At 47.5% G+C, this 16,487-nt stretch carries 12 protein-coding genes and 1 tRNA gene; 2 read left to right on the plus strand and 11 right to left on the minus strand.

What is annotated here, in order from left to right:
* Positions 1–152: 152 nt before the first annotated feature.
* The 4 genes from ACYVD4_RS21325 to pdxH form a co-directional block, all read right to left on the minus strand.
* A complete protein-coding gene (locus tag ACYVD4_RS21325) occupies positions 153–1,118 on the minus strand; it encodes an SGNH/GDSL hydrolase family protein (protein WP_460949183.1) in 966 nt (321 codons plus the stop codon).
* A complete protein-coding gene (locus ACYVD4_RS21330) occupies positions 1,108–1,323 on the minus strand; it encodes a DUF6814 family protein (RefSeq protein WP_460949184.1) in 216 nt (71 codons plus the stop codon). Before ACYVD4_RS21330 ends, ACYVD4_RS21325 begins: the two co-directional genes overlap by 11 nt.
* Before the next feature lie 42 nt (positions 1,324–1,365).
* Positions 1,366–2,928 (minus strand): MFS transporter, encoded by a 1,563-nt coding sequence (locus tag ACYVD4_RS21335; protein ID WP_460949186.1) that lies wholly within the window; start codon positions 2,926–2,928, stop codon positions 1,366–1,368.
* 126 nt (positions 2,929–3,054) lie between these two features.
* Positions 3,055–3,696: a pyridoxamine 5'-phosphate oxidase gene (gene pdxH / locus ACYVD4_RS21340; RefSeq protein ID WP_460949187.1), complete on the minus strand. Its 642-nt coding sequence runs from the start codon at positions 3,694–3,696 to the stop codon at positions 3,055–3,057.
* A 94-nt stretch (positions 3,697–3,790) separates the two neighbouring features.
* On the opposite strand from pdxH, the gene ACYVD4_RS21345 reads away from it, so the two are divergent.
* Together ACYVD4_RS21345 and ACYVD4_RS21350 are read left to right on the plus strand one after the other, a co-directional pair.
* Complete coding sequence (locus ACYVD4_RS21345; protein ID WP_460949189.1) at positions 3,791–6,088, plus strand: DUF349 domain-containing protein; 2,298 nt, start codon at positions 3,791–3,793, stop codon at positions 6,086–6,088.
* A gap of 105 nt (positions 6,089–6,193) precedes the next feature.
* Positions 6,194–6,277: transfer RNA gene (locus tag ACYVD4_RS21350), tRNA-Thr, on the plus strand.
* A gap of 280 nt (positions 6,278–6,557) precedes the next feature.
* Here the strand turns inward: ACYVD4_RS21350 and ACYVD4_RS21355 are convergent.
* From ACYVD4_RS21355 to ACYVD4_RS21385, 7 genes are all read right to left on the minus strand, one after another.
* A complete protein-coding gene (locus tag ACYVD4_RS21355; protein WP_460949191.1) occupies positions 6,558–7,715 on the minus strand; it encodes a DUF1624 domain-containing protein in 1,158 nt (385 codons plus the stop codon).
* A 28-nt stretch (positions 7,716–7,743) separates the two neighbouring features.
* Positions 7,744–8,646: a 3-keto-disaccharide hydrolase gene (locus ACYVD4_RS21360; RefSeq protein ID WP_460949193.1), complete on the minus strand. Its 903-nt coding sequence runs from the start codon at positions 8,644–8,646 to the stop codon at positions 7,744–7,746.
* A 203-nt stretch (positions 8,647–8,849) separates the two neighbouring features.
* Positions 8,850–9,083 carry a response regulator transcription factor gene (locus ACYVD4_RS21365; RefSeq protein ID WP_460949195.1) on the minus strand — a complete coding sequence of 78 codons (234 nt, stop codon included), beginning with the start codon at positions 9,081–9,083 and terminating at the stop codon, positions 8,850–8,852.
* Positions 9,084–9,192: 109 nt separating this feature from the next.
* Complete coding sequence (gene trpS, locus ACYVD4_RS21370) at positions 9,193–10,170, minus strand: tryptophan--tRNA ligase (RefSeq protein WP_460949197.1); 978 nt, start codon at positions 10,168–10,170, stop codon at positions 9,193–9,195.
* 107 nt (positions 10,171–10,277) lie between these two features.
* Entirely contained in the window at positions 10,278–12,545 is a 2,268-nt protein-coding gene (locus ACYVD4_RS21375) for an NADP-dependent malic enzyme (RefSeq protein WP_460949199.1), read from the minus strand.
* A 130-nt stretch (positions 12,546–12,675) separates the two neighbouring features.
* Positions 12,676–14,601 carry a glycoside hydrolase family 2 protein gene (locus tag ACYVD4_RS21380; protein WP_460949200.1) on the minus strand — a complete coding sequence of 642 codons (1,926 nt, stop codon included), beginning with the start codon at positions 14,599–14,601 and terminating at the stop codon, positions 12,676–12,678.
* Between the two features lie 123 nt (positions 14,602–14,724).
* Entirely contained in the window at positions 14,725–16,455 is a 1,731-nt protein-coding gene (locus tag ACYVD4_RS21385) for an arylsulfatase (RefSeq protein WP_460949202.1), read from the minus strand.
* Positions 16,456–16,487: the final 32 nt, after the last annotated feature.

Genomic DNA, 16,487 nt, shown 5'->3' on the forward strand with positions numbered 1-16,487 from the left:
CTAGCTTTTTTTGTCATTCCGACGATAGGAGGAATCTCAAGCTTGACTAATCGGAAAGCCGAGATTCCTCCTATCGTCGGAATGACAAAAAAAAACTACACGTAAAGATCTATAGATCAGGTATATAGCTCCTGTGCCATCCATATTTTACGTTACTTTACCAACGTCCTGATTTGCGTTTCGATTTCGGCGGCTTTTTTCTGGGCTTCCTGAAGTGGTAAACCCGTATTCATGCCCGGTCGTTTATGGCCCGTTGCCGTTAACCAAGCATCTTTCATCAGATTCTGGCGTTCGGCGATAAGTTTTATGAGCTGGATGGTAGTGGGCGAAGTGGGCAACGACGCCTTTAGATCAGGTGCCTTTGCTACGTCTTTTTCGCCTAATCCAGCCAAAATACTACGGGCAATTACCCAATGCCCAACCTCGCCCGGATGCACGCCATCTTCGGCCAGTGCAAACCCGTTGATTGCGAACGTAGCGTCTACTTTTCGATGCGCTTTCAGCAGTTTCTTCATCGGATAATGAATATCCAATACCTGCCATTGCTGCGCTTTTTCCTGGGCGAGCAGCCAATCAGCGTAGCGGTCGAGCACAGCAGCGTATCCAATTTTACCACCTCTCACTTCGTCAAAATCGGGCGGAGTGATGTGAATAATGGGCGCGCCAGTTTTTACAATTTCATCATGAAGCCATTGAACTCCTTCTTTAAATTTCGCAAACCGACTTTCATCGAAAGGAAGATAAATACCGTCGTTCATGCCGTAGCAGGCAAATACAAGGTCGGGCTTGGTTTGCGAAAGCACACGCGCCAGTCGCTCGTGCAAATCAGGACGGGGAAATTTACCATCGGCATGCCCATCTTCGGAAAGTCCGGAAACGGTTTCACTTGGCAGACCAACATTGATAAACTCAACAGACTGGTTAGGGTAATGCGCTACGTAGTACGTCTCGATAGCCGTAACGTAGCGTCCGGCATACGTAATGCTATTACCCAAAAACAATACCCGCTTAACGTTGGCTGGAAATGGCAGCTGCGCAGATGCTACGTTGTTCAGACCCAAAAAAGTAACCAGAAGAAAGGAAAACCGACGTAGTACGGGTATTATTTTACGAATCATACTCTCCATCGAGCGCGTATTTACCAAACAGAATCAGCCCACCCACAACAATCGGCGTAAGCACAATCAGCACGACCCACCCAAATACGCGGTCTTCTAGTTGATCACTGCTAATTTTTGTCAGGCTGTCGGTAACTCGGTCGTAACCAACGTAAATCCCAAGTAATATCCAGACAATACCGAGGTATTTTTTTAGAGTTGCCATGTTTTAATGAGCGAAAGTGTGAAAGAGCGAATATGAAGTTGCTTATTCTTTTGCCTTTTCGTTATTGAGATAAAACAGTCCAATAATGAAGCAGACGGCAGCTACTATAATCGGATACCATAACCCTTCGAGGTAGGGCTTGGCCACCGAACCTGGAACGGCCTGATTGGCTTTCGTTGCTGTTGCGACCAGTGCTGTGGCCACAAATGGGGTTAATCCACCAAATACGCCGTTACCAATATGATACGGTAATGACATCGACGTGTAGCGAATGCGGGTCGGGAAAAGTTCAACCAGAAACGCGGCAATCGGCCCATACACCATTGTTACATAAACCACCTGCACAAACACCAGCAACACCATCAGCCAGAAACTGCCATCGGGCAAGGTTATGGCTTTGCTCAGCTCAGCTTTTGCCTGACTGCCAGATGGTTTTTCGGAGGTAATTGTTTTAGAAATGTCTTTGGCAACTAACCCATCAGGATATCTGTGCGTTGTGGTTTCGGTTACCTGCGTATCGCCATTATCTAACTTTATCAATGTCCGATTAATGGCGCGTGCATCAACAATTTCCTGACGTTGCGTCAAATCGGTCAGGCTATACAGCTTGTCGTAAATCGGGCGATACGTCAAAATACCCAAGAGCATACCCGCCAGCATAATGGATTTACGCCCGATACGGTCAGAAAGGCCACCGAAAACGATGAAAAATGGCGTAGCAGCCAATAAAGCAATGGCTACAATCATGTTCGACTGCACGAACTCTACGTTGCAGGCTTTCTGAATAAACGATAGTGCGTAAAATTGCCCTGTATACCAGATAACGCCCTGACCGGCTGTGGCACCAAACAACGCCAGCAACACCATTTTCAAGTTCTGTTTTTTGCCGAAACTTTCGGCCAGCGGATTTGCCGACGTTTTCCCTTCCGATTTTAATTTGGCGAACAGGGGCGATTCGGCCATCCGCATACGTATCACTATGGAAACAGCTACGAGCAGAATTGATAATAAAAACGGCACTCGCCAACCCCATTCCGCAAATTTATCGACACCTAACGTTTCGCGTGTGAGCAGAATAACACCGAGCGATACAAACAATCCTAACGTAGCAGTTGTCTGAATAAAACTGGTATAATAACCACGTCGACCTTCAGGTGCGTATTCTGCTACGTAGGTAGCAGCACCACCATATTCGCCACCAAGTGCTAACCCTTGAATCAGACGTAGCAAAAGCACGAGTAAGGGAGCCCAGAAGCCAATCGTAGCATAGCCAGGAATAAGCCCAATGGCGAACGTAGAGCCCCCCATCAACACTAGCGTGACGAGAAACGTATATTTTCGGCCCACCAGATCGCCCAGCCGTCCAAACACCAGCGCTCCAAATGGACGTACCACGAATCCGGCGGCAAACGTGGCCAGCGTCGACAGCAACGCAGCCGTTGGATTATCTTTGGGAAAAAATTGCGAAGAAAGAATAGCGGCCAGACTGCCGAAAATGTAAAAATCGTACCACTCAATGAGGGTTCCGACCGAAGATGCCGAAATAACACTAAAAAGCGTGCGGTTCGATACGTTCCGCTGAACGTTGGCTGTGCTGCCAGTCATAGACTAGAAGGGAAAGGAAGTACAGCCTGTAAAGTAATTAACGTAGCAGTTTTACCTGTACTAAAGAGTGAATGAGTGAAAGAGCGAATAAAGGCTACGTTGACGATTCACTCATTCACTCTTTAGTTACGGCGATAGCCGTTCAATGATCCAGTTATGGGCCTCCTTGCGGTAACGAATCCGGTCGTGAAGACGGCTCGGGCGACCTTGCCAGAATTCCAGTACGTCGGGAACGATACGAAAACCACCCCAATAAGCAGGTCGCGGCACTGGTTCGTCGGAAAATTGCGCTTCGAGTTCGCGCTGTCGATCTTCGAGAACGGCACGGTTTTGGATAACCGAACTTTGGTGTGAAACCCAGGCTCCAATCTGACTACCACGCGGACGACTGTTGAAGTAATCATCCGATTCGTCAGCACTTACTTTTTCAACTCGTCCCTCAATACGAATCTGGCGTTCGAGTTCAGGGTAAAAAAAAGTAAGACTTGCAAATGGATGGTCGGTAAGTTCGTGACCTTTTCTACTTTCGTAGTTCGTGAAAAACACAAACCCTGCCTCCGAAACTCCTTTTAAAAGCACAATTCGACCATCTGGCCGCCCTTCGGCAGTTACCGTGCTGATGTGCATGGCATTCGGTTCAGGAACCTTCGCCTGGAGAGCTGCGTCGAACCAATTCTGGAATTGTGCAATCGGATTTGATAGCACATCAGCTATGTCCAATCCGCTTTGCGTGTATTCATTCCGTAAATCGCTGAGAATAGAAGTCATTATATAAAGACCTTTAACGGCTTTTCCATGTTCGTACTACAAGGAAATCCGCATATTATCGTATTTTTGCAAAAGTAATCGGTACGTTCCCAACATGGCAAACCAAGAGCAGGAAATTAACCAGCAACCCGAAACCACCAATCAGGCAACGGAAATGCTGGCAGAGAATACCCCCGACAGTACAACAACTTCCGAAGCAGGAGAGTCTGTTGCTCCACAGAGCGAATCAGCTGCTGCCAGTTCAACGGCTGCATCCGAATCGGTGGACAACTCAGACGCGCCCTCTGCTGAAACACCATCAGAGACTTTGGCTACTACTGACACAGCCCCTGAGTCTTCAGACGTATCAACCAATTTATCTGAGCCTGAGCCTGTTGAGAGCGAAGCTGCGCCGGTAACATCCGAAGCGGCAGCCGAAGAAAGCACGACTCCTGCGGCTAGTACTGAAAGTTCGATTGCAGATGTACCTGCGGCTGAATCAACAGCTGGAGCGGATCTGCCAGCGGATGCCGAAGTGCCTGCTGAATTGGAACCGACCGAGAGTGATGCTATAACGGCAGAATATGCAACGGTATCTGAGTCTGATGATGACACAGAATCGTCGAGCCAGTCGGTTGTTGATTACAGTCAGTTTTCGAAGCCGGATTTTGTGAACTTGCTCGAAACACAGCTGGCCACCGTTAGCGCAGCCTCTGTTACACCCGGTGATTTCAAAAAAGCCGACCAGGCCCTGAAAGAAGCCAAACCACTGTTCGATCAAATGAAACGCGCCGAACGTGAAGCGGCATTGCAGATATACGTAACAGAAACGGGCGCAGAAGAAGGCTTCGACTATAAATATGACGATCAGACTCAGCGTTTCGATGAGCTTTACAAGCAAATCAAGAGCCTGAAAAATACCTATTTCCAGAATCTGGATAAGGCAAAAGACAACAATTTTGCCGCTAAAACAGAACTGCTGACACGCCTGCGTGAACTCGTAGAAAATGATGAGAACAACGCCGGTGACCCTAAAGCAAGCTGGAATGAATTTAAGAAAATTCAGGACGAATGGAAAGCGGCCGGTAACATGAACTCCCCACATAATGCAACCTTGTGGGCAACGTATCATGCACTGGTAGATCGTTACTACAGCAATCGGAACATCTATTTCGAACTGAAAGAACTAGACCGTAAACGTAACGCATCGCTTAAAACTGAAGTTATTGAGAAAGTAGAAGCAATGGCGAAAGCCGTTAACGAAACCTCTGTAACCCGCCAGCTAATTGATGAGGCTAACGCGCTGTTTGAAGAATACAAACACATTGGCCCAGCTCCAAAAGCGGAGCAGGAAGTTCTTTGGGGGCGGATGAAAGCCGCTCTGGACGTATTATACGATAAACGTCGTGATCAGACGAACGAGCAACGTAAAGAATCGGCTCTGTTATACGAAGAAAAATCAGCTATATATGAAGAGTTAATTCCACTTACTTCGTTTGCGTCGAACAGCATTAACGACTGGAACGACAAAACGAAGGTGGTAATGTCCCTTCAGGATCGCTGGAACGCCATCAAAGGACCAATGCCTCGTGAAGAAGGCAAGGAATTAAGCAAGAAATTCTGGGCTGCTTTAAAAACGTTCTTCCATAACAAAGGCGAGTTTTTCCGTCAACTGGAAAGCAAACGGGAAGAAAATTTACGGGCTAAAATCCAACTTTGCGAACAGGTCGAAGAAATTTTGGCGGCTGGTCAGGAATCGCCCGAAGTAACCCAGACGGTTATTGAACTTCAAAAACAATGGAAGAATATCGGCCAGGTACCGGAGAAGCAGAAAAACAGTATTTTCGACCGCTTTAAAGCTGCCTGTGATGCCTTCTTTGATAAAAAACGGTCGAAGAATCAGGAAACGGAGCGCGAATTTGAAGAAAATCTAGCGCAGAAAATTGCCCTGATTGAACGCATCGAAGCTGCTGCTACGGCCAATGCTGATCTATCGCAACTAAATGAGTTTAAGAAAGAGTGGACTGCTATCGGTTTTGTGCCGAAGAAAGACATGCAGACTACTCAGAAGCGCTACATTAACGCAGTAAATGCATTAGTAGGTGCAACGGGTAAGATTCCAGCCAAAGACAAAGAACGGATCATGCTTCAGAGTGAAGCCGAAGCCACCCGTGGCGGTCGTGACTTTAACCGTGGTGGTCATCGTGATAGTGGAGACGGTAGACGCGAAAACGATATTCGCCGACGTATTACGGCTATTGAAAATGATATTGCTACGTATCGTAACAACATTGAGTTTTTTGCTCGCTCAAAAAATGCGGACAAATTACGCGCCGATATTGACAAAAAGATTGCCGAAGCTGAGAAGCAATTGGCAGATCTTCGGCATCAATTACGTGTAGCACAGGCCTGATTTTTAACTTAGGCAATTTTTATTAAATAAAAGTAGTAATTCTGCTTGCACATAACTTACAGAATTACTACTTTTGCACCACGATTCAGCAATGAATTAAGGATCGCCAGTGTCGGATAGCGGTCGATTCCGCCTGATTTGTAATCAGGATGCGCAAGCGCGTCGGGGGTTCGAATCCCTCCACTGGCTCACTGAAAAGCTCTTACGTTAATTAACGTAAGAGCTTTATTTTTTGCAGGTAATGCATTTAACTATCACTCTTAATTCTTGTCTAGCCAGTGTAGCTGCTACGCTATCCACACTGGCTAGACAAGAATCGTATGTTCAATCACCTTATGACTTTCTTAAATTTGCATCGTCAGGCGCACCATAGCTCGATTACTGAGAGGTAAACGATTGGCTACACTGTCACTAAACTTAGCAGCTCTGACATTCTACATATTTAGGGGATTGCTATGCCAAATCTGGCTCATACGTAGCGCAACCACTTTATTTCGGGATGAGTCGATTTATAATTTCCGTACCACTTACAAAGCGGATATAACATCAAGACAATACTTAGCCAGACCACATATACCCCCACTAATGATAGTCCCGCTCCAACAGGTCGGCCAAAATTCAGGGGGCCACTTGGAGTATCAGCCAGTGAGTAGCCTTGCAGCAAGCCCATGCCAATCATCGACAAATGAACCAGATACCAGTGCAATACGTAGTAAAACATCGGCACTTTTCCGTACACTGTGAGCCATCTTGTGAGAACAGTGTTCGTACCATCTACTATATAGAGAATCAAAAACATTAATCCAAGTAACAGCAAATCGTACTGCAACGACGGCGGGTATTTTGTTACGTTGATAAACGAGAAAAACGTAAACACACTATCTTTCTGAGCACTCCATGGAACAGGATCGCCATATATGTTTATGAAACGTAACAGAATGAATAAAGCCAGTGAACCTAACCCAATACGTAGGACGAGTGATTTCCGCTGGGCAATTGGCCTGTCAACAAGTTGCCCGAATGCGTAACCGACCAACATAATTCCCAGCCACGGAACCAGCGGATACGCAACTAACAAGGCAAACTTTGGGCTAATTGGAAAAAATTCTGTCCGGAAAAACAATGACCAAACCAGACGACCAATCGGGTTTGTAAACGTGGGCACGAGTTGTAATACGTTATGCAAAAACACGATCACAAGCCCGATAAACCCAATCGACCTGACAGGCAGTTTTGCTAGTAATGAAAGAATTATAAGTCCTCCACCAATCGCATAAATAACCTGTAACATCAACGACTGAAACGGTATTTCGAACCAGAACGCGAAGTTTATAATCGTCAATTCAAACAATAACAATACCAGACCCCGCTTCCGCAAAAACCGCCTTCCTGCCGCATCGTTACGTTTCCGAAGCGACAGATAAGCCGATGCTCCCGACAGAAAAACGAATGTTGGGGCACACAAATGGGTAATCCAGCGCGTCAGGAACAAAATGGGAGTTGTCGTCGCAAAATTAGTCGGGTCTTGTGTCAGTGCGGGCAGGTGCAACAGGTCACGAACATGATCCAGCGCCATGATAACCATGACCAGACCACGCGTTACGTCGATGGCAGTTATACGATTCATTGGTTCAGAACGGTGTACGTAGCGTCACTTATCTTTTTGAATACTGACACGTAGTGTTATCAGATTTAACGTAGTACGATTTATAATTCGATGCTTTCGGGTCGGTGCATCCTTTCAGTTCCAGTATTTCAATCTGCTTAAAGTCAATCGGATGACTTTCTGCCTGAAGGGCAATATATCCTTCTTTGAGCGGAGTATTGGCCAGTTTGTTCCAGTAGGCCGCAGCTTCAGGACTAAAATGGCCCGCGTTAAAGTCGTGATCCCGACTGACAAAGCCCCCTCCTACCTGTGGTTTTTCGTAGGTCAGCACCGTATCGCCCTGAATGATGTGGTGAATAATCGAATCGCCCAACACGATGGCTTCGGCCTTTATCCATTGGTCGCCATCATACGTTTTCGACTTGGAATCAGTACAGTGTTCGGGGCGGAGTTTGTTGTTCATGTATACCTGCGTACCGGGTGTGCAAAGGTTACCAGTTGAACGAGGCCCTTTCCCTAAACCACCCAAAAACTGCATTTCGAGTGATACCGGAAACGTTTGGCCCAACGACAAGCTTTCTGCCGATTGTGAATGCAGCATAACACCGCTATTTCGAACATTCCAGCTATCTCCGCCCGGCGTCTGGTTGCCAACAAACCGATACGTAAAGCGCACTCGATAATACGAAAAGGGCTTTTTGTAATAGATGTGTCCGTATTTACCCTCGAACGTTTTATACTGATCGTAGGCAACACGTAGTATTCCATCCTCAACCCGAAAGGTATTTTTATAATTATCGTTTAGCGGGAGTCCGGCAATTTTAATATCCCAGCCGCTCAGATCTTTTCCATTAAACAACGATACCCATTCCTGACGGTCGGCCGCTTTCTGGGCAATAGAAATTGAGCCAGATAACAACATACTGGCGAACAGACACAATACTTTTTTCATAGAAGGCAAGGGCGTTTTGCTACGTCGGTAATCCGTTCCATCAATACGTTTGTAAATCGAAACGATCACTATCGAATAAAAGCGAAAATAAGCTCTGAATTAACGTATCAAGTCTAAAAAAACAGGTTGTTACCTTCTCATAAAAACACTACGTCCTCCCATAACCAACGTTACAGAAGGACGTAGTATGACTAAAAATACGTTTACAAAGCAACTAGCCCAGCCTTAACGGCCCAAAGTGCAAGCCCAACGCGGGTCTTAACTTCCAACCGAAAAAAAAGTGCTTCCCGATACCCATCGACTGTACGTGGACTTACGCACATACGATCGGCAATTTGCACGTACGTTAACTCGGAGCAAGCTAACTGAATAAAATGACGCTCTCGTTGATTCAACTGAGCATCGCGAAGGTTGATTGTGGTGGTTACGGCATTCATTTGTGTGGGAGGATTAGATTAACTGATTGTTTATCAGAAACTACCTAAAGTAAATACAAGGGCTTACCCACACCAAATCAAATGACTTAACGGTGTTTTTTTGACACAATTAGTTATATCCAAGCTTTTCACGTACACGCTGGATGGTACGTCCCGCTACGGCGCGTGCTTTTTCTTCTCCTGCCTGTAATTCAGCTTCTAGCGCATCGTTGTTGGTCATGTAATACGTAAAGCGTTCACGCTCTGTAGCGAACTGCTGTAGAATCAACTCGTAAAACGCCTTCTTCGCCATGCCATAGCCGTAATTACCGCCTTCGTATAAAGCACGCATTTCAGCAACCTGCGCATCAGAAGCCAGCAACGAATACAACTGGAACGTAATATCGATATCCGGATTTTTCGGTTCTTCAAGAGGGGTTGAATCTGACTTTATTTTCTTGATTACCTTCCACAACTCGTTTTCTGGCAGAAAAATATCGATATAGTTGTTGTACGATTTGCTCATTTTGGCCCCATCGATACCCGGAATCGTCATGAGCCGGTCGTCAATACGGGCTTCGGGAAGTACAAACACCTCATCGTCATACGCCCGGTTGAAAGCACTGGCAATGTCACGAGTCATTTCGATGTGCTGCCGCTGGTCTTTACCAACCGGAATAATTTCAGCATCGTATAACAAAATATCAGCGGCCTGCAACACCGGATACACAAACAATCCCGTATTTACGACTGACCCGGCTCGATCCGATTTCTCTTTAAACGACGTAGCGTTGTTGAGCATCGGAATAGGTGTAAAACACGTCAGGTGCCAGCACAATTCGGTATGTTCAGCCACCCGCGACTGCCGCCAGAACGTATTTTTTTCGGTATCGAGTCCAAACGCCAGCCAGGTCGATGCTACAGCCCGCGTGTATTCGCGACGTAACGTACCGTCTTTAATTGTAGTCAGAGAATGCAGGTCGGCAATAAAAAGAAACGATTCATTATCAGCCTGTTTCGATAGTTCAATAGCAGGCTTGATCGCCCCCAGAATATTACCCAGATGCGGCCGCCCGCTCGATTGGATACCGGTTAAGATACGTGACATGTGTTAGAATTATGAATGATTGAGTGATTGAATAATCGAATGGCTAGTACTGACTAACTATTCAATCACTCAATCGCTCAATCATTCAACATTTATAATCTTTATACTTATTTCCCCTGTGCCTCAACTACGGCGATGGCGACCATGTTTACGATTTCGCGTTCGGATGAACCAAGCTGAAGTACATAAACCGGCTTGCGGATACCGAGCAGAATTGGGCCGATTGCATCGAAACCAGCCGCTTCACTCATTAAGTTATAGGCAATGTTGGCCGCCGACAAATTTGGAAATATGAGCGTGTTTGCTCCTTCTTCGGCCAGTTTGCTGAACGGGTGATTTTGCCGTAGCAACTCGGTGTTGAACGCAAGGTGAGCCTGAATTTCGCCATCCACAATCATGTCGGGATACTTTTTATGCAGTAATTCAACGGCGCGATTCATTTTACCGGCGTCTTCGCCCTGTGCGCTTCCAAAGTTGGAATACGTAACGAGTGCGATACGTGGCTTGATGTTAAACCGCTCTACGGTACGTGCCGTTAGCTCAGTGATTTCTACGATTTCTTCCGCCGTTGGGTTAAAATTGACGGTGGTATCGGAGAAAAATAACGGGCCCCGTTTCGTGAGCAGAATATACATACCCGCCACTTTCTGAACGCCCTGCTCCTTCCCAATGATTTGCAAAGCTGGCCGAATCGTGTCTGGGTAACTACGTGTCAGACCTGAAATCAAGGCATCCGCTTCGCTCGTTTCGACCATCATCGCGCCGAAATAGTTACGGACGTTCATCTGCTTCCGGGCTTCGGTCAGGTTCACGCCTTTTCGTTTCCGCTTCTCGAAATAAATATCACCAAAACGCTGCACCAACGCTTCCTGTTCGGGAGAGCGTGGATCCAGTATTTGCACATTCCCCAAATCAAGGCTATTTTCCCGAATAAGCTCCTGTATTTTAGCCACTTCACCGAGTAGAATTGGGTGAGCAATACCTTCATCCCGAACCTGCTGAGCGGCTTTAAGTACTTTCAAATTTTCGGCATCGGCAAAAACAACTCGTTTCGGACTCGCTTTCGCTTTACTCAGAATTACCCGCGAAATCTGGTTGTCCTGTCCTAACCGACGCGCCAGTTGCTGTTCATAAGCATCCCAATCGGTAATGGGTAAGCGCGCCATTCCCGAGTCAATCGCAGCTTTTGCTACAGCCGGTGCTACGGTCGATAGCAAACGTGGATCAACAGGTTTTGGGATAATATAATTTCGTCCGAAGATCAGATTAGCTTCGCCATAGGCCAGATTTACGATATCAGGAACGGGTTTTTTCGCCAGTTCCGCCAGTGCATACGTAGCAGCCAGCTTCATGGCTTCGTTGATTTCGGTAGCCCGAACGTCCAGAGCACCCCGGAAAATATATGGAAAACCCAATACGTTGTTTACCTGATTCGGATAATCGGAACGACCCGTTGCCATGATAATATCGGGCCGAGCGGCCATAGCGTCATCATAGCTAATTTCGGGATTCGGATTCGCCATCGCAAACACAATGGCATCTTTCGCCATCGATTTGATAAGCGCCTGACTAACGATATTTCCTTTCGACAAACCAACAAATACGTCGGCTCCTTCAAAGGCATCGGCCAGCGTCCGAATATCGCGCGTGGTGGCAAACGGACGGGTAATTTCGCTTAAATCAGTACGATCGGCGGTAAGTGGTCCGTTTACGTCGAACATTACCATGTTTTCCGGTTTTGCGCCGAGGGCAATGTACTGACGTGCACACGAAATGGCCGCAGCCCCAGCTCCCAGAACAACAAATTTTACTGTACTAATCTGTTTACCAACCAGTTCAAGGGCATTAAGCAAAGCCGCTCCACTCACAATCGCCGTACCATGCTGATCATCGTGCATGACCGGAATGTTCATTTCGTGCTTGAGTCGTTCCTCAATTTCGAAACATTCCGGAGCCTTAATATCTTCGAGGTTGACGCCCCCGAAAGTGGGCTCCATAATCTTTACGGTACGGACAAACTCGTCGATATTCTTGGTATTCAGCTCAATATCAAATACGTCGATATCGGCATAAATCTTGAATAACAGCCCCTTCCCTTCCATAACGGGCTTGCTGGCTGCCGGACCAATATCGCCCAGACCTAATACGGCGGTACCGTTACTGATAACGGCAACCAGATTTCCTTTGGTTGTGTATTTAAAAGCATCGTCGGGGTTGGCTTCGATAGCCAGACAGGGTTCGGCTACGCCCGGTGAATACGCAAGCGAGAGATCGCGCTGGGTATTATATTCTTTACTCGGAATAACTTCAAGTTTACCGGGACGCCCTTTGGCGTGGTAATCAAGCGCATCTTCGCGCCGGATTGTCTGCTGCATAAACGTTTGTCAGTTGCTGATGGCAGCACGAAGGTACGAAAGTTTAAAGAGCGAAAGGGTGAATGAGTGAAAGAGTGAAAAGTTAACACCAGCCTTTTTTTGCTCTTTCACTCATTCACCCTTTCGTTCTTTATTTAAACAACGGCGCGTGAATCTTATTCAACGTCTCGACAGGAATTTTAATCACTTCACGGTCGTAGGTGAGTAGGCCGTTCACTTCGCCTTCTACGTCGGTCGTTTGCGTATACACAGCGGCTGAAAGGGCATTTTTCTGGTAATACTCAACAATTTTAGCGTATTTTTTCTGATAGGCTTTCAATACGTCCTCAGCCGATTGATACGTCTGGTATCCCCAGTTCCGCATTTCAGGATTCCAGAGGTGCCCTTGAACCGGCCAGCCGATACCACCAAATTCGCCGATCACAATAACCCGATCCGACTTGGCTGCCGCCGGGCGTGGTTCTTCTTCGTACGTATGAATGTCGAAAAAGTCGCCGGAATTGCGATCATTCCACCCGCTGACACCGTTGATTACCCGGCTCGGATCAAGCGCTTTTACCCAGTCGGCCATGCGTTTGTTTTCGTATTGCCCCCAGCCTTCGTTATGAACTACCCAAGTAACGATGCTTGGGTGATTATGCAATTGGTTCATCATCCGGCGTAATTCGAGTTCAAATTGTTCTTTCCCTTTCGAACGACGTAACGGCTCTACCTGATCGCCGGGATATTCGTTCTGCCCTTCCAGAAAGCCCGACGGCATATCCTGCCATACCAGAATCCCCAGTTTATCGCAGAGATAGTAGTAGCGTTCGGGCTCAATTTTGATATGCTTACGTAGCATGTTGAATCCCGATTTTTTCAGGAAATCAATCTCAAACGCCATCGCTTCATCCGATGGGGGCGTTAGCAAACTGCCGGGCCACCAACCCTGATCGAGCGGACCGTTCTGGAACACGAACTTATTGTTCAGCAGCAATACCGGCTGATTTGCTACCGGACCCGCGCCTTTTGTAATTTTCCGCATCGCGAAATAGCCCGTTACTACGTCCAACGGGTTGCCGGTTACGCTGGCGCTGGCGTACGCTTTCTGTTCGGCGTCGTTACGTCGTGGACGGCGATTGTTAGGCGTGCCTTCGAATGGATCTTTTACCGCTACCAGTTCAGTACGTATGTTGTATAAAAACGGGCTGTCGGGCGACCATAGTTTTGGGTTCGGTACGTTCAGATAGGCTACGCGCCCTGCTCGGACCAACGCTGTAGAAATAGTCTTATTTCCGTCCATCGCTGTTATGCGAATAGCCGTAACAGGATCTACTACCGACTGATCGAGCGACACTTCTACTTTAATACGGCTCGAATCAACGTCGGGTGTTATACGTACTTCTTCAACATAACGCGCCTTCGGTACGGGTTCCATCCAGACGGTTTGCCAGATGCCCGATACGGGCGTATACCAGATACCATGCGGACTCAACAACTGCTTGCCACGCGGCTGCTCGCCGTTCGATGTCGGGTCGGTTACGCCTAAAACCAGTTGATTCTGACCATCTTTCAGAAAATCCGTTACGTCGAACGAAAACGCGTCGGAACCGCCGGTATGCGAACCTACGAGTCCGCCATTCACCCACAAACTACATTCGTAATCGACCGCGCCGAAATGCAGGATTACCCGTTGGCCGTTCCAGTCGCGGGGTAACGTTACGTTCCGACGGTACCACAGCCGCTGATCGGGCGTGAGTGATTTATTGACTTTCGACACAGTCGATTCTACCGCAAACGGCACCAGAATCTGTCCGGAGAAGCTGGTTGGCGCAGGTGCAGTTTTCGGCACAATCGCATAGTCCCACATACCGTTGAGATTTAGCCATTTCTCCCGTACCATCTGCGGGCGAGGGTATTCGCGCCAGGCGTTTTCGGGCGTAATCTGCTTTTCCCAACGGCTTAAAATAGGTGCTTTGCGAGGTGGAGCGATTTCCTTGGTTTGTGCCCAGCTACCAGAGATTCCGGCAATGGTCAATAGTGTGGTCAATACGTGTCCTCGAGAGGTAAGCTTCATACGTTTTTTTATTCGGTTTTGCTTTTAATTAAATTACCCCACCCCAAAAATCTACCTTTTGAACAGAGTTGGAGTGGGGCGATACTACGTTAAGAAAATCAGGCTGCGTGTTTACTGATTTCTCTATTTCTTTTTAGCTGGCTTCGGAAACACCTGATGCGTTTTAGCCCATTGCTGCCACTGAGCCGTTAACTGACGAACCTTGTCGGGATGTTGAACTGCTACGTCCTGCGTTTCCGATTTATCTGTAGCCAGATTGTACAGTTGCCACGTAGTGTCGCGGCTGGCCGAAACAAGTTTCCAATCGCCCGAACGAGCGTAACGTGCACCGAAATGTTCGTTGAATAATTCGGTATGACCAGCCGATGTTTTTCCCTGAAACGATGGCACCAGACTGATTCCGGTGGTCGGCGTAATGGTATGGCCTTTGTAAGTTTTCGGATACGTGGCACCCGTTACGTCAACGAGCGTACTCATGAAATCCATTACGTGTCCAACCTGATTGCTGTAGCTTCCTTTTTTTGCCTTGATACCCGACGGCCAGAACGCCACCAGTGGCGTATGAATACCACCTTCAGAAGATTCGGCTTTCCAGTACGTATAGGGCGTATTCGCTACGTTTGCCCAGCGTTGCCCAATGGAGCCATAGGTTGTTTGGGGGCCGGGCATTACTTTTTTCTCCAGATCATAGACGATTTTCTGACCATCGCGGGTTTGGCTGGGCCGGTCGAAGCCGGGGCCATAAGCGGCACAATTTTCGGAACTGGCTCCGTTGTCGGACAGGAACAGAATCAGCGTATTGTCTAATTGCCCGGTTTCGCGGAGGGTTTTGATGATACGTCCGATACCCTGATCCATCCGGTCGATCATAGCCGCGTGAACGGCCATGGCGTGAGCATCGTAATCTTTATCGGGGTTGGTTTCCCAGCTTTGCTCCGATTTCCAGCGTTCCGACAGTTTCGTTTTGGCCGGGTCGATCAAGCCAAGTTTTACCATTTTCTGGTAACGTGCTTTCCGAATGGCGTCCCAGCCTCCTTTATACGTGTCTTTATATTTCGCAATATCTTCGGGCAGCGCGTGTAGCGGCCAGTGCGGAGCGGTTTCGGCTACGTAGAGAAAAAACGGGGCCGACGATTTTGCATACGATTGAATGTAAGCCACCGCCGTATCGTTGATGGCGTCGGTGTGGTAGTAATTTTTCGGTACGTTGGTAATGGGTTTCGTACCGCTCACCAGACTAAACGGATCAAAGAAATCGACCACACCCCAGATGTTCCCGAAGTATTTATCAAATCCGCGATTGGTCGGGTACTGATCCAGCGGAGCGAAATCGCCGTAATCTTTCTGGTGATTCAGCCAGGCCAACTGCTCTTTCGGGTCTTTCTGCACCGTCGTATTCGATACGTGCCATTTGCCCGACATCGCTGTATTATACCCTGCCGCTTTGAGCACTTCGGCCAACGTAACAGAATTATCAGTAATGTGCCCCCGATAACCCGGCTGGTCTTCCGAATCGGTCATTTTACCAATACCCGCCTGATGATTATATAAACCCGTCAGCAAGCTCGCCCGCGTCGGACAGCAGCGCGACGTATTATAAAACTGCCTGTACCGAATGCCGTTGTTCGCTAAGTAATCCAGATTAGGCGTTTGAATTTCACTTCCATAACAGCCCAGATCCGAAAAACCCAAATCATCGGCCATGATGAGAATGATGTTCGGTCGGGCCGCGTTCGGTTTTCGCGTTTCGGCTGGCGACGTAGCAGGATTATCTTTTCGACCAAAACCACTAAAAACCAAGACCGCAAACGTAGCAGCGAGCGATAATCCAGAAATGAGAATTGCTTTTTTCATAACACAAAAGTTAGTAGCTATTGCTACGTCTT

This window comes from Spirosoma daeguense (assembly GCF_054776875.1).

Bases quoted from the DNA above. Each gene is read 5' to 3' on its own strand.
- ACYVD4_RS21325 (WP_460949183.1), bottom strand. From the start codon at position 1,118: ATGATTCGTAAAATAATACCCGTACTACGTCGGTTTTCCTTTCTTCTG.
- ACYVD4_RS21330 (WP_460949184.1), bottom strand. From the start codon at position 1,323: ATGGCAACTCTAAAAAAATACCTCGGTATTGTCTGGATATTACTTGGG.
- ACYVD4_RS21335 (WP_460949186.1), bottom strand. From the start codon at position 2,928: ATGACTGGCAGCACAGCCAACGTTCAGCGGAACGTATCGAACCGCACG.
- pdxH (WP_460949187.1), bottom strand. From the start codon at position 3,696: ATGACTTCTATTCTCAGCGATTTACGGAATGAATACACGCAAAGCGGA.
- ACYVD4_RS21345 (WP_460949189.1), top strand. From the start codon at position 3,791: ATGGCAAACCAAGAGCAGGAAATTAACCAGCAACCCGAAACCACCAAT.
- ACYVD4_RS21355 (WP_460949191.1), bottom strand. From the start codon at position 7,715: ATGAATCGTATAACTGCCATCGACGTAACGCGTGGTCTGGTCATGGTT.
- ACYVD4_RS21360 (WP_460949193.1), bottom strand. From the start codon at position 8,646: ATGAAAAAAGTATTGTGTCTGTTCGCCAGTATGTTGTTATCTGGCTCA.
- ACYVD4_RS21365 (WP_460949195.1), bottom strand. From the start codon at position 9,083: ATGAATGCCGTAACCACCACAATCAACCTTCGCGATGCTCAGTTGAAT.
- trpS (WP_460949197.1), bottom strand. From the start codon at position 10,170: ATGTCACGTATCTTAACCGGTATCCAATCGAGCGGGCGGCCGCATCTG.
- ACYVD4_RS21375 (WP_460949199.1), bottom strand. From the start codon at position 12,545: ATGCAGCAGACAATCCGGCGCGAAGATGCGCTTGATTACCACGCCAAA.
- ACYVD4_RS21380 (WP_460949200.1), bottom strand. From the start codon at position 14,601: ATGAAGCTTACCTCTCGAGGACACGTATTGACCACACTATTGACCATT.
- ACYVD4_RS21385 (WP_460949202.1), bottom strand. From the start codon at position 16,455: ATGAAAAAAGCAATTCTCATTTCTGGATTATCGCTCGCTGCTACGTTT.